Genomic DNA, 12521 nt, shown 5'->3' with positions numbered 1-12521 from the left:
CATGGACGGCAATCACAGCGGGGGTCTTGGCCTCGTCGGCGACATCGGCGGCACCAACGCCCGCTTCGCCCTGGTCGAGTTCGACGGTCAGGACCCGCGCCTGATCGAGCCCACCGCCTATAAGGGCGAGGACTACGGCACGGCCGAGGACGCCATCGAGGAGTATCTGCGCAAGGTCGGCGTCAGGCGTCCCGATCAGGCGGTGGTCGCCGTTGCGGGCCCTATCGATCATGGCCAAGTCCACATGACCAATCTGGATTGGTGGATCTCCGAGGATGGCCTGCGCCGTGCGGGCGGGTTCCGGAACGCCAAGCTGATCAACGACTTCACCGCCCAGGCGCTGGCGGCCCCGCGCCTCAGCCCCAAGGACCTGCGCCAGGTCGGCCACCTGCCGACCTCGGGCGAGGGGGATCTGGCGATCCTCGGTCCGGGCACCGGCTTCGGCGTCGCTGGCCTCGTGCGTCGTCACGGTCAGGAAATCCCCCTGGCCACCGAAGGCGGTCACGTCGCCTTCGCGCCCGTCGACGATGTCGAGATCGAGGTGCTGCGCGCCCTGACCAAGCGCCTGGATGGCGGCCGGGTGTCGGTCGAACGTATCCTCTCGGGTCCGGGCATGGAGGATCTGCACATCGACCTGGCGACCGCCGAGGGGCGCGTGGTCGAGGCGCTGAGCGCCAAACAGATCACCGAGCGGGCGGTCGAAGGCTGCGCCGACAGCCTGGCCACCGTGAACCGCTTCTGCGCCGTGCTGGGCTCGACGGCCGGCGACATCGCCTTGACCCTGGGCGCGCGCGGCGGTGTCTTCATCGCTGGCGGCATCGCGCCGCGGATCATCGACATCCTGGAAAAGAGCCCGTTCCGCGAGCGCTTTGACAGCAAGGGTCGCCTGTCCAGCTTCACCCAGTCGATCCCGACCCACGTCATCCTGCACCCGCACACCGCCCTGATCGGTGCGGCCGTCGCGCTTACGCCGGAGGGCCGTGCGGCCGTTTCGTAGTCGTTTTCTTGGGGCTCGCCATGACAGCCTTGTCATGGCTAAGTGTTCGCCGAACCGAACGAATCGGGCCGGCGAGGGACGGAATTGAGCGCCAAAGTCACGATCCATGATGTGGCCCGCGAGAGCGGCGTCTCGATCAAAACCGTCTCGCGGGTGCTCAATCGCGAGCCCAACGTCAAGGCCGACACCCGCGATCGGGTGCAGGCTGCGGTGGCTGCGCTGCACTATCGGCCCAACATCTCGGCCCGCAGCCTGGCGGGCTCGAAGGCCTATCTGATCGGCGTCTTCTTCGACAACCCAAGCCCCGGCTACGTCACCGACGTGCAGCTGGGCGCGATCGCGCGCTGTCGGCAGGAAGGCTATCACCTGATCGTCGAGCCGATCGACTCCACGGCCGATGTCGAGGATCAGGTCGCGCCGATGCTGGCGACGCTGCGCATGGATGGCGTGATCCTGACGCCGCCGCTGAGCGACCATCCCGTCGTCCTGGCGGCGCTTGAGCGGGAGGGCGTGGCCTATGTCCGCATCGCGCCGGGCGGTGATCTAGACCGCGCGCCCTGGGTCAGCATGGACGACAGGCTGGCCGCCTACGAGATGACCAAGCACCTGATCGACTTTGGTCACAAGGATATCGCCTTCATCATCGGTCACCCCGATCACGGCGCCTCGCACCTGCGCCACCAGGGCTTCCTGGACGCCATGCGCGACAGCGGCCTGCTGGTCCGCGACAACCGGGTGGAGCAGGGGTGGTTCTCGTTCCGCTCGGGCTTTGAGGCCGCCGAGAAGCTCTTGGGGGGATCCGATAGGCCAACGGCCATCTTCGCCTCGAACGACGACATGGCGCTGGGGGTGATGGCGGTCGCCAACCGTCTGCGCCTCGACGTGCCGGCCCAACTGTCGGTCGCCGGCTTTGACGACACGCCCGGCGCGAAGATCACCTGGCCCCAGCTGACCACCGTTCGTCAGCCGATCCACGCCATGGCCGGCGCGGCCGCCGACATGCTCATGCAGGGCGTGGAGCGGGAGGAGGGGGCGCCGCCGCCATCGCGGCTGTTGGACTTCGAATTGGTGGTGCGCGAGTCCACCGGGCCGGCTCCGCGATAGCAGATTGGCGTCATGGGTGATGTTACCGCAATCATATTCCCCTTGACAGCGCTGTCCAATGCACGTGAGATCACGGTGATCAAGACAGTCGCCACGACAAGGCGGCGTCAGGAGGAAACCCCATGACCTCGCCTGGCCAGTCCAGCGGCTGTCGCGCCCTGTGCGCACGATCACTCCCCTCCAAGCGGACCTGAACCCGCTTCTCTTTGCTCGACGCGGTCACCCCGCAAGCGCCGCGTCGAGCGCCTTTCCTCAAAACACCGCTCCGCCCGACGGACGCCCCTTCCAAGGATCGCCCATGCTTCCGCGCCGTTTCGCCTTCGCTTCCGCCCTGGCTCTCACGATCGCCTGTGGAACGGCTGGCGGGGCCCTGGCCCAGACGCCGCCGAACGCCACCGCGAACCCGGCGGTCTGGCCCAAGGCGGCCAGCCCCGCGACGATCACCGAAGCCAAGGCCGAGACCTTCATCACCCAACTGATGAGCCGCATGACCGTCGAGGAGAAGGTCGCCCAGACCATCCAGGCCGACGGCGCCTCGATCACGCCGGAAGAGCTGAAGCAGTACCGGTTGGGCTCTGTGCTGGTCGGCGGCAACTCCGCGCCCGACGGCAACGATCGCGCCAGCGCCCAGCGTTGGATCGAATGGACCCGCGCCTTCCGGGCCGCCGCTCTGGAAAAGCGCGGCGAGCGTCAGGAAATCCCGATCATCTTCGGCGTCGACGCGGTGCACGGGCACAATAACGTCGTGGGCGCGACGATCTTCCCGCACAATGTCGGCCTGGGCGCCGCGCGCGATCCCGACCTGATCCGCCGCATCGGCGAGGTGACCGCCAAGGAGATGGCCGCGTCGGGCGCGGACTGGACGTTTGGCCCCACGGTGGCCGTGCCGCGTGACGAACGCTGGGGCCGCGCCTACGAGGGCTACGGCGAGGATCCGGAGATCGTGAAGGCCTATTCGGGTCCGATGACCCTGGGCCTGCAGGGCGCGCTGGAAGCCGGCAAGCCGCTGGCGGTCGGTCGCGTGGCGGGCTCGGCCAAGCACTTCCTGGCCGACGGCGGCACCGAGAACGGCCGTGACCAGGGCGACGCCAAGATTTCCGAGGCCGATCTCGTCCGCCTGCACAACGCAGGCTACCCGCCCGCGATCGAGGCCGGGATCTTGTCGGTGATGGTCTCGTTCTCCAGCTGGAACGGCGTCAAGCACACCGGCAACAAGAGCCTGCTGACTGACGTTCTGAAGGGGCGGATGGGCTTTGAGGGCTTCGTCGTCGGCGACTGGAACGCCCATGGCCAGGTCGAGGGCTGCACCAACACCAGCTGCGCCCAGGCCTATAACGCCGGCATGGACATGATGATGGCCCCCGACAGCTGGAAGGGCCTCTACGAGAACACCCTGGCGCAGGTGAAGGCCGGACAGATCTCGATGGCGCGCATCGACGACGCCGTGCGCCGCATCCTGCGGGTCAAGGTCAAGGCGGGCCTGTTCGAAGACAAGCGTCCCCTGGAAGGCAAGCTCGACCTGCTCGGCGCGCCCGAGCATCGCGCCGTGGCCCGCGAGGCGGTGCGCAAGTCGCTGGTGCTGCTGAAGAACGAAGGCGTGCTGCCGCTGAAGAGCTCGGCCCACGTGCTGGTCGCGGGCGACGGCGCCGACGACATCGGCAAGGCCGCCGGCGGCTGGACCCTGACCTGGCAAGGCACGGGCAACAAGAACAGCGACTTCCCGCACGGCCAGTCGATCTATGCGGGCGTCGCCGAAGCCGTAAAGACGGGCGGCGGCAGCGCCGAGCTGTCGGTGTCCGGCGACTTCCAGAAGAAGCCCGATGTCGCGATCGTCGTCTTCGGCGAAAATCCCTACGCCGAGTTCCAGGGCGACATCACCAGCATCGAATACCAGGCGGGCGACAAGCGCGATCTGGCGCTGCTGAAGAAGTTGAAGGCCGCCGGCATCCCCGTGGTGTCGGTGTTCCTGAGCGGCCGGCCCCTGTGGACCAATCCCGAGCTGAACGCGTCCGACGCCTTCGTCGCCGCGTGGCTGCCCGGATCGGAGGGCGGTGGCGTGGCTGACGTGCTGGTCGGCGACAAGGCCGGCAAGCCGCGTCACGACTTCCAGGGCAAGCTGTCGTTCTCCTGGCCCAAGCGCGCCGATCAGGAGCCCATCAATGTGGGTGATCCGGGCTATGACCCCCTGTTCGCCTACGGTTACGGTCTGAGCTACGCCAAGCCCGCCAAGGTGGCCAAGCTGTCGGAAGACCCCGGCGTGGCCTCGGCGGCGACCAATGTCGACCGCTATTTCGTCGATGGACGCACGCCTGCGCCCTGGATGATGAGCGCGTCCGGCGCGGCGTCGCTGAAGACGGTGGACGCGGGCGCGCAAGAGAATGCGCGTCAGGCAACCTGGACGGGCGAGAGCTTTGGCGTCGTCGGGATCATGGGTCCGGCGGCCGATCTCTCGCGTCAGACGACGGGCGATATGGCCCTGATGTTCCGCTATCGCGTGGACGCCGCCCCGAAGAAACCGGTGTCACTCAGCCTAACCTGTGGCGAATCCTGCCGCGCGACGGTAGACGTAACGTCAACGTTGTCAGGTGCGAAAACGGGCGAATGGCGTACGGCGAAGATCAAACTTTCCTGCTTCCAGGCCAGGGGCGCGGACATGACGCATGTTTTGTCCCCGTTCGGGCTGTGGACGACAGGGCCGCTGACGTTGTCGTTCACGGAAATCCGTCTGGCGTCCAACGAGGGCGACGCTTTCTGCCCTGCCTAACCCTGGAAGGAGCGACGGCATGATCCGCGCCCGTCGCTCGCGCATCGTCGCCACCCTCGGTCCGGCGTCGAGCTCATTCGACATGATCGTCACCCTGGCCAAGGCCGGGGCTGACGTCTTTCGCCTGAATTTCAGCCACGGCGCCCACGAGACCCACGCGGCCGTCTACGCGGCCATTCGCGAGGCCGAAAAGGTCGTCGATCGTCCGCTGGGCGTGCTGGCCGACCTGCAGGGCCCTAAGCTGCGCGTCGGCAAGTTCGCCGATGGTCCGGTGATGCTGAAGGCGGGCCAGGCGTTCCGCTTCGACAGCGATCCGGCGCCGGGCGATGAGACGCGCGTGCATCTCCCGCACCCGGAAATCCTGACCGCCATGCGGCCGGGCGCCACCTTGCTGTTGGACGACGGCAAGCTGCGCATGACGGTGACCGAGGCGGGCCCCGGCTACGCCGACACCAAGGTCGTCAACGGCGGCAAGCTCTCCGAGCGCAAGGGCGTGGCGGTGCCGGACGTCGTCATCCCGATGTCGCCGCTGACCGCCAAGGACCGTGAGGATCTGGCCTTCGCCCTGCGCCTGGGCGTGGACTGGGTGGCCCTGTCGTTCGTCCAGGCTCCCGAGGACATGGCCGAACTGCGCCGCATCGTCGAAGGCCGCGCCGCGGTCCTGGCCAAGATCGAGAAGCCCCAGGCGCTGAAGGTGCTGGGTCCGATCCTGGACCTCTGCGACGGCGTCATGGTGGCGCGCGGCGACCTCGGCGTGGAAATGGCGCCGGAGGAGGTGCCGGTCGCCCAGAAGGAAATCCTGCGGGCCGCGCGTGAGCGGGGCATTCCGGTGATCGTCGCGACCCAGATGCTGGAGTCGATGACCAGTTCGCCCACGCCCACGCGGGCCGAGGCCTCGGACGTCGCCAACGCCGTCTATGAGGGCGCGGACGCGGTGATGCTGTCGGCGGAGTCGGCGGCGGGTGACTATCCCGAAGAGTCGGTCTCGATGATGAACCGCATCATCGAGCGCGTCGAGCGCGACCCGAAGTGGCCTGAGTTGATGTACGCCGAGCAGAGCCACGACGACGTGGACGCCGACGTGCTGGTGGTCGCCGCCGCCGGCGCAGCCAAGTCGGGGTCGACCAAGTGCCTCGTGGCCTTCACGACTACCGGTGCGACCGCGCGCCGCCTTTCACGCGAGCGGCCGTTGCAGCCTGTGCTGGCCCTGTCGCCCGAGCTCAGCGCCGTACGCCGCATGTGCCTGGTCTGGGGGGTGGAGCCACGCGTAAGCGCTCAGCCCGACAGTCTGGAGGTCGTGACGACGGATGCGTCGAGCAAGGCTCTCGAGTTGGGGCTGGTGGCGCCGGGCGAACGCCTGCTTGTCGTGGCCGGCACGCCGTTTGGGGCTCCGGGCGCGGCCAACCTGCTGCGTCTGGCGCACGCACCGGCGCCGGCGCGTCGGCGCTAGCGGAGCGACGCGCGCGCCGGCCATCTCTCGAGGCCGCCTAGAAGATCCTAGGCGAGGGTGATGTGCTGCTGGCGGCCGATATCCGGGGTGTCGCCGGTCAGGTTGGCCCTGGCCATCTCCCAAGCGAAGCGAACGCCGCCCTTGGACGCCCAGGTCTCGGCGTCGGTCAGGTTGAACCGCAGCAGGGTCAGGCTCGGATCGTCCTTGCCGCGCGGAAACCAGGCGGCGACCATCGGGCTCCAGTAGCGTTCGATCCGGCTGCGGTCCTTGTCCTCAGTCAGGCGGCCGCCGATGCAGGCCTGATAGTCCTGACCCTTGGCCTGGACGATGAACATCGCCATGTCGTGGCCGTCGGCCAAGGCCCGGATCAAGCCGTTGTTATCGCTGGTGAAGAACCACAGCGCGTTGTCTTCGGGCTCGGCGAAGGCGGTCATGGGTTGGAAGTGGTCGCCACTGGCGGGCATGCCCAGCATGCCAAACCGGACATCGTCGATTTCCTTCCAGAGCCGGCGTTCGGCTTCAGCCTTCTCATCGATAGCGTCTTGCATGGGAGGTCTTCCTTGCGATCGGGGAATCGCAAGGAAGAACCAATGGCGCGGGCGGCGGTTCCTACGCCTCAGGTCGAGCGGCCCGATCGGGCGAACGGGACGGGACGTCGAACCTGTTCCCACGCACAAGGCCCGCCGACTACCCTGGCGGCGACGCCCATGCGTTCTGCGACATCGGGATCGCGCCGCCGAGCGACCCCGTCGAACGGTCTATTTCGGCTTGGCGAAGGCCGAAGACATCCAGCCCCGCGCGCCGTTCTCGTCGTCGACTTCCATCCAGACGCCGTTGCGCTGCCCCGTGGGATAGACCGAGGCGCCGGCCTTGACCGTGCCGACGATCGCTGCGGTCGGCGAAGCGGCGCCGCGGAGAGACACGTCTTGGGTCGTCGCCAAAAGGCTCTGAGCGGCCGGCGCCGCCATCGCTGCGGGCATCGTCGTGGAGACCGGTATCGCGGTCGGCGCGTTGGCGCACTTGCCCTGATAAAGTCCGCTCATCACCGCGCGCCGCTGTTGAGCGATCTGGATGTTCTGCGCCTCGCGCTGGGCCTTGGCGGCTGCTGCGGCCTTGGCTTGAGCGGCGGCGGCGTTGGCGAACGCGCCAAGACCCGGAACCCGGCCCAGGGCGCCGCTATAGAGCGCGGCGTTCACCCCCAGGCTGGCGGCGGTTTCCGCACCTCGGGCGGCGCCCTCGGCGCTGGCGATGGCGGAGTTGGACAGGCCCATCAGCTGGTCCATCCGCACCATTTCCGCGCTGAGCTGGTCGCAAGTCATCGACGCGTCCGTCGGATAGCTCAGTTGCAGCGGCGCTTGGGCGTAGGCGCTGGTCGCGGACAGGGCGAGGCCCAGCGCGGCGAGGGTGGCCATGGTCTTGGTCATGTTCGGCTCCCGGATGACGGAGCCGGCGACCGTCTAAGCCCACCGCGGGCGGCCGGTCCGTCATAACGCGAACGACGGTATCCGGCGGCTGGCGCGGGGGCCTATCCCCTGAACGGGGGGTGTCAGAACCCCATCAGGCGCGCGTAGCGGTCACGATGGAAGCTGGCGCCGCCAAACAGGGCCTCGGTGACGCGCGCGCGCTTCATGTAGAGACCCGCGTCATGGGCGTCGGTCATGCCGATCCCGCCGTGCATCTGGACCATCTCGTTGGACGCCAGATGGACCAGCTCGCTGGCCTTGGCCTTGGCCAGCGAGGCCAGGGCGCGGCTGTCTGCGCCGGCGTCCAGCGCCTCGAGCGCGGCCTCGACGCAGGAGCGGGTGGTCTCCAGGTCGGTGAACCACTTGGCCGCGCGGTGCTGCAGCGCCTGGAACGTGCCGATGACCTGACCAAACTGGGTGCGGGTCTTCAGGTAGTCCAGGGTGATGTCGAAGGCGGCGCTGGCGCTGCCCAGCATCTCGGCGGCGAGGCCCGCATAGGCGCGGTCCAGGGTGGGCTCCAGAACGGCCCAGCCCTTGTCGACCTCGCCCAGCACCGCGTCCGCGCCGACCTCGACGCCGTCGAAGGCGATCTTGGCCGCGCCGCGCGAGTCGATCAGCGACAGGTGCGAGCGGGTCACGCCGGCGGCGTCGCCTGCGACAAGGAACAGGGTGACGCCATTTGTGTCACCCGGCGCGCCGCTGGTGCGGGCCGCAACGATCAGCAGGTCGGCGGCCTCGCCGTCCAGCACCAGGGTCTTGGTTCCGTTCAGGACGTAGCCTGCGCCGCTTTGGGTCGCCGACAGGGCGGTGCGCGCCGGGGCGTGGTGAGCGCCTTCATCAACCGCCAGGGTGGCGACGGCCTCGCCGGTGGCGATCTTGGACAGCCAGGCCTGTTTTTGAGCGTCCGAGCCGCCCAGCTGCAGCGCCGAGGCGGCGATCATCGCGGTGGACAGGAGTGGGGAGGCGGCGAGCGTGCGGCCGGTCTCCTCCAGGATCAGCCCCAGGCCCAGATAGCCAAAGGCCGAGCCGTCATAGGTCTCGGGCACGATCACGCCGGCCCAGCCCATCTGGCCCATCTCGGCCCAGGCGGCGGGGTCGAAGGTCTGCTTGCTCTTGCTGTCGCGCAGCTTGCGCAGGGCGCCGACGGGGGCGCTTTCGCTGGCCCAGCCCTTGGCGGCGTCGCGCAGCATCGTCTGTTCTTCGGTCAGGACGGCCATGTTCAGGCTCCTCGAATGGTCTTGGTCTTGGTCTTGGCGCGCCGTTCCGACGGCGCGCGCGGCTTGCGGTTCGAACGGCTACTGGTGGTCCAGCAGACCCAGGACCCGCTTGGCGACGACGTTGAGGTTCACCTCGCTGGTGCCGCCCTCGATCGAGTTGCCCTTGGCCCGCAGCATGGCGCGCGGCGCGGCCAGCTCGTCGGCGCTGAAGCCGTCGCCTTCCCAGCCCAGGCCCTGCAGGCCCAGCGCCTCGACCAAGAGCTCGGTGCGCTCCTGGTTCATCTTGGCGGCGGCGTACTTGATGATCGAGACGGCCGCGCTGGGGCCCGAGCCTTGCTTGGACTCCGCCTCGGCGCGGCGCACGGTCAGCATGAAGGCGTGAGCGTCCATGGAATGGGCCGCCAGACGCGCGCGGAAATCGCCATCGGCGATCCGGCCTTCGCCGTCGACGCCGAGCTCCTTCTTGGCCGCCTCGACCAGCGACAGACCGCCGCCACCGCCAAAGCCGGAGGCGCTGATGTTCTGGCGCTCGTACTGCAGCAGCCGCTTGGCGATGTCCCAGCCGCCGTTCAGCTTGCCGACCAGCTGTTCCTTGGCGACCTTCACATTATCGAAGAAGGTTTCGCAGAAGGGGGAGGAGCCGCTGATCAGCTTGATCGGACGGGCCTCGACGCCGGGCGAGGTCATGTCGAACAGCACGAACGAGATGCCCTCGTGCTTCTTCGAGGTATCCGTGCGCACCAGGCAGAAGATCCAGTCGGCCTGGTCGGCGTAGCTGGTCCAGACCTTCTGGCCGTTGATCAGGTAGTGATCGCCCTTGTCTTCACACTTGGTTTGCAGCGAGGCCAGATCCGAGCCCGCGCCCGGTTCGCTATAGCCCTGGCACCAGCGCGTTTCGCCGCGGACGATCGCGGGCAGGAAACGCTGCTTCTGCTCCTCGGTGGCGTATTCCAGCAGCACCGGACCCAGCATCCAGACGCCAAAGCTCATCAGGGCGGGCCGCGCCTTGAGGCGGCGCAGTTCCTGCTCCAGCACCTTGTTCTGCGCCTTGGACAGGCCGCCGCCGCCGTATTCCTTGGGCCACATCGGGGCGGTCCAGCCGCGTTCGGCCATGCGGTCGAGCCACAGCTTGGCGTCGGGGTTCTTCCAGACCATCTTGCGGCCGCCCCACGGGGCCTCGTCCTCGCCCATGGGCGCGTTCAGGGACTTTGGATAGTTGGCTTCGAGCCAGGCGCGGGTGTCGGCGCGGAAGGCGTCGAGATCGGTTCCCCCGAAATCGGCCATGGTCTCTTCTCCCTAAGCAGACCGGTGTTTGGCGCACACAGTACGCCTAGCGACGGCGGCGGCAAGCTGATTCAAACAATCGTTCGCATCTTGGCGCGGGACCACGCCGGGCATTACGCGGTATAGAACCGCCTGCTCCTGGATCCCTCGGGGATTCGCGATTTCGGGATCTGGATGTCCTCGACAGTTTTCAGGCCCGCAGCCCATGCGATCGCCCCGACCGTGGCGGCGATCCTGGCCGCGTCGGCGGGTGTCATGCTGCTGGCTTCCGGGGCTACGCCGTCCGAGCCGACCCGCTTCCTGCTTCTCCTGGCCTTCGCGCCGGACCTGCTGATCGAGATCAGCCACTTCTTCTCCTCGATCTTGGGACTTGTGCTGCTGCTGCTGGCGTTTGGCCTGCGCGCGCGGCTTGGCGCGGCCTGGTGGGCCGCGCTGATCGTATTGGGGGCCTCGGCGGTCCTGGCGATGTTCAAGGGCTTGAACTGGGAAGAGACCGCGATGTTGCTGGTCTGCCTGTTCCTGATGCTGCCCTTCCATGACGCCTTTCCTCGGAAAGCAGCGCTTACCAAGATGGAGATCACGCCGGGCTGGCTGCTCTCCGCCGCCGCAGCCATCGTCGGGGCTTCGGTTCTCGGCTGGTGGTCGTTCAACCACACCGAGTTCGCCGACAAGTCCTGGATCAAGATCCTCCAGGACCATGACGAGGCCGCCCGCGCCATCCGCTCGTCGGTCGCCGCCGCCATCGTCCTGTTGGCCGTCGGCGTCTGGCGGCTCATCGCGACGGCGGCGACCCCGCCGGTGGTGGACGACACCGATCCCGAGTTCGACCGAGTGCGCGCCATTCTGGCCAAGGCCGAGGGGGCCGAGCCCAGCGCCAACCTCGCGCTGCTGGGCGACAAACGGTTCCTGTTCTCGGCGTCGGGCGAGACCTTCCTGATGTTCGGGGTTCGGGGGCGATCGTGGATCGCGCTGGGGGCGCCGGTCGGCAAGCGCGAGGAGCGCATGGAGCTCTTCTGGCGGTTCCGCGAACTGGCCGACGCCCACGCCGCGCGCGCGGGCTTCTACGGCCTCGGGCCCGATGACCTGCCCGACACCGTGGATCTGGGTCTGGCCATCCAGAAGACTGGCGAAAGCGCAGCGGTGCCGCTGGAGGCGTTCAGCCTGGTCGGGCGACGCCGGGAAGTGCTGCGGCGAAACTGGCGCAAGGCCGGGGAGGGCGGCGCGGCCTTCGAGGTGCTGCCCGTCGGCGCCGCGCCCGCCATCATGGATGAGCTGAAGGCCATCTCCGACTCCTGGCTGTCGCATCACGCGGGCGGCGAGAAGCGCTTTTCCATGGGCGGCTTTGATCCTCGCTACGTCGCGGAGTTTCCCGTCGCCATCGTCCGGAGCGAGGACAAGATCGTCGCCTTCGCGACGCTCTGGACCACGGCCAGCAAGACCGCGTTCTCGATGGACCTGATGCGCTACTCGGACGAAGCGCCCAAGAACGTCATGGACTACCTGTTCGTCGAGCTGCTCCAGTGGGGCAAGGAACAGGGGTTCACCGCGTTCGAGTTCGGCGTCGCCCCGCTGGCCGGGCTGCAAGATCGTCCGCTGGCCCCGATCATGTCGCGGGTCGGACGACTGCTCTACGAACGCGGCGAGGAAATCTACAATTTCCAGGGCGTGCGTCGGTACAAGGACAAGTACGATCCGGTCTGGCAGCCGCGCTACATCGCCGCGCCGCGCAAGTGGGCCATCCCGTTCTTGCTCGCGGACGTTGGCCTGTTGTCGTCGGGTGGCATGTCGGGGCTGGCCAAAAGGCCCAAGAAGCCCTCTGAAAAGGCCGCGACCTAATAGCGCGTCTGGTTACCGGTCTGCACGCCCAGAAGGTTCACCAGATGCACCATCATCAGCATCAGGCCGACCACGCAGATCATCATCAAGGGGCGCCACGGAACCATGCGCGGGCCCTTGAGAATGTTGATGGGCCGCGCGCCCAGCCAACCGAAGAGCACGGCGAGGATCAGGAACAGGATCGCGGCGGCGGCGGTGACAGGCAGGTCCATGCGCGCTTCTAGGCCTGCGACAATCGGCCTGGCAAATGGTTAACCGGTGTTAACCCTCTTGCTTTTGAACCGCGCTACAGAGTGATGGGACTCTGTCCCGATTCCTCCACAGTGAATCGCGCGGGCACTACATCTGGCGTTTTCGTCGCGTTTACACCCTAGGAATCGGTGACTAGCGTTTTCCCCAGGTGCGG

Annotated in this window: 10 protein-coding genes; 5 read left to right on the top strand and 5 right to left on the bottom strand. The window is 67.8% G+C overall.

All coding sequences use genetic code 11. The features are described 5' to 3' along the window. The first annotated feature begins 1 nt into the window (after position 1). The 4 genes from glk to pyk all read left to right on the top strand — a co-directional run bounded on the left by glk (position 2) and on the right by pyk (position 6315). Complete coding sequence (gene glk / locus CA606_RS12140) at positions 2-997, top strand: glucokinase (RefSeq protein WP_096050895.1); 996 nt, start codon at positions 2-4, stop codon at positions 995-997. An 84-nt stretch (positions 998-1081) separates the two neighbouring features. Further along, positions 1082-2101: a LacI family DNA-binding transcriptional regulator gene (locus CA606_RS12135; protein WP_096050896.1), complete on the top strand. Its 1020-nt coding sequence runs from the start codon at positions 1082-1084 to the stop codon at positions 2099-2101. Positions 2102-2399: 298 nt separating this feature from the next. Continuing rightward, positions 2400-4865: a glycoside hydrolase family 3 protein gene (locus tag CA606_RS12130; RefSeq protein ID WP_096050897.1), complete on the top strand. Its 2466-nt coding sequence runs from the start codon at positions 2400-2402 to the stop codon at positions 4863-4865. Positions 4866-4884: 19 nt separating this feature from the next. Continuing rightward, positions 4885-6315: a pyruvate kinase gene (gene pyk, locus CA606_RS12125; RefSeq protein WP_096050898.1), complete on the top strand. Its 1431-nt coding sequence runs from the start codon at positions 4885-4887 to the stop codon at positions 6313-6315. 47 nt (positions 6316-6362) lie between these two features. Here the strand turns inward: pyk and CA606_RS12120 are convergent, their stop codons facing one another. The 4 genes from CA606_RS12120 to CA606_RS12105 form a co-directional block, all read right to left on the bottom strand. Further along, on the bottom strand, positions 6363-6863 hold the full coding sequence (locus CA606_RS12120) for a pyridoxamine 5'-phosphate oxidase family protein (protein WP_096050899.1): 501 nt from the start codon (positions 6861-6863) through the stop codon (positions 6363-6365). A gap of 210 nt (positions 6864-7073) precedes the next feature. After that, positions 7074-7739, bottom strand: coding sequence for an SH3 domain-containing protein (locus CA606_RS12115; protein ID WP_096050900.1), 666 nt, complete (start codon positions 7737-7739; stop codon positions 7074-7076). Positions 7740-7861: 122 nt separating this feature from the next. Continuing rightward, positions 7862-8995: an acyl-CoA dehydrogenase family protein gene (locus CA606_RS12110; RefSeq protein WP_096050901.1), complete on the bottom strand. Its 1134-nt coding sequence runs from the start codon at positions 8993-8995 to the stop codon at positions 7862-7864. A gap of 78 nt (positions 8996-9073) precedes the next feature. Further along, positions 9074-10279 (bottom strand): acyl-CoA dehydrogenase family protein, encoded by a 1206-nt coding sequence (locus tag CA606_RS12105; protein ID WP_096050902.1) that lies wholly within the window; start codon positions 10277-10279, stop codon positions 9074-9076. Between the two features lie 174 nt (positions 10280-10453). Here CA606_RS12105 and CA606_RS12100 point away from each other — a divergent pair, with 174 nt between their 5' ends. Beyond that, a complete protein-coding gene (locus CA606_RS12100; protein WP_096050903.1) occupies positions 10454-12115 on the top strand; it encodes a phosphatidylglycerol lysyltransferase domain-containing protein in 1662 nt (553 codons plus the stop codon). Here the strand turns inward: CA606_RS12100 and CA606_RS12095 are convergent. Then, positions 12112-12327: a hypothetical protein gene (locus CA606_RS12095; protein ID WP_096050904.1), complete on the bottom strand. Its 216-nt coding sequence runs from the start codon at positions 12325-12327 to the stop codon at positions 12112-12114. The two genes, CA606_RS12100 and CA606_RS12095, sit on opposite strands and share 4 nt — an antisense overlap. Positions 12328-12521 lie beyond the last annotated feature (194 nt).

Source organism: Caulobacter vibrioides (genome assembly GCF_002310375.3).
GTDB classification, from domain to species: domain Bacteria; phylum Pseudomonadota; class Alphaproteobacteria; order Caulobacterales; family Caulobacteraceae; genus Caulobacter; species Caulobacter vibrioides_D.
The sequence above is the reverse complement of the archived record's forward strand: the minus strand, read 5'-3'. Positions and strand labels throughout refer to the sequence as shown.

Coding starts and splice junctions, on each gene's coding strand:
- CA606_RS12105 (WP_096050902.1), bottom strand. CDS start 10,279: ATGGCCGATTTCGGGGGAACCGATCTCGACGCCTTCCGCGCCGACACC.
- glk (WP_096050895.1), top strand. CDS start 2: ATGGACGGCAATCACAGCGGGGGTCTTGGCCTCGTCGGCGACATCGGC.
- CA606_RS12115 (WP_096050900.1), bottom strand. CDS start 7,739: ATGACCAAGACCATGGCCACCCTCGCCGCGCTGGGCCTCGCCCTGTCC.
- CA606_RS12120 (WP_096050899.1), bottom strand. CDS start 6,863: ATGCAAGACGCTATCGATGAGAAGGCTGAAGCCGAACGCCGGCTCTGG.
- CA606_RS12130 (WP_096050897.1), top strand. CDS start 2,400: ATGCTTCCGCGCCGTTTCGCCTTCGCTTCCGCCCTGGCTCTCACGATC.
- CA606_RS12100 (WP_096050903.1), top strand. CDS start 10,454: ATGTCCTCGACAGTTTTCAGGCCCGCAGCCCATGCGATCGCCCCGACC.
- CA606_RS12110 (WP_096050901.1), bottom strand. CDS start 8,995: ATGGCCGTCCTGACCGAAGAACAGACGATGCTGCGCGACGCCGCCAAG.
- pyk (WP_096050898.1), top strand. CDS start 4,885: ATGATCCGCGCCCGTCGCTCGCGCATCGTCGCCACCCTCGGTCCGGCG.
- CA606_RS12095 (WP_096050904.1), bottom strand. CDS start 12,327: ATGGACCTGCCTGTCACCGCCGCCGCCGCGATCCTGTTCCTGATCCTC.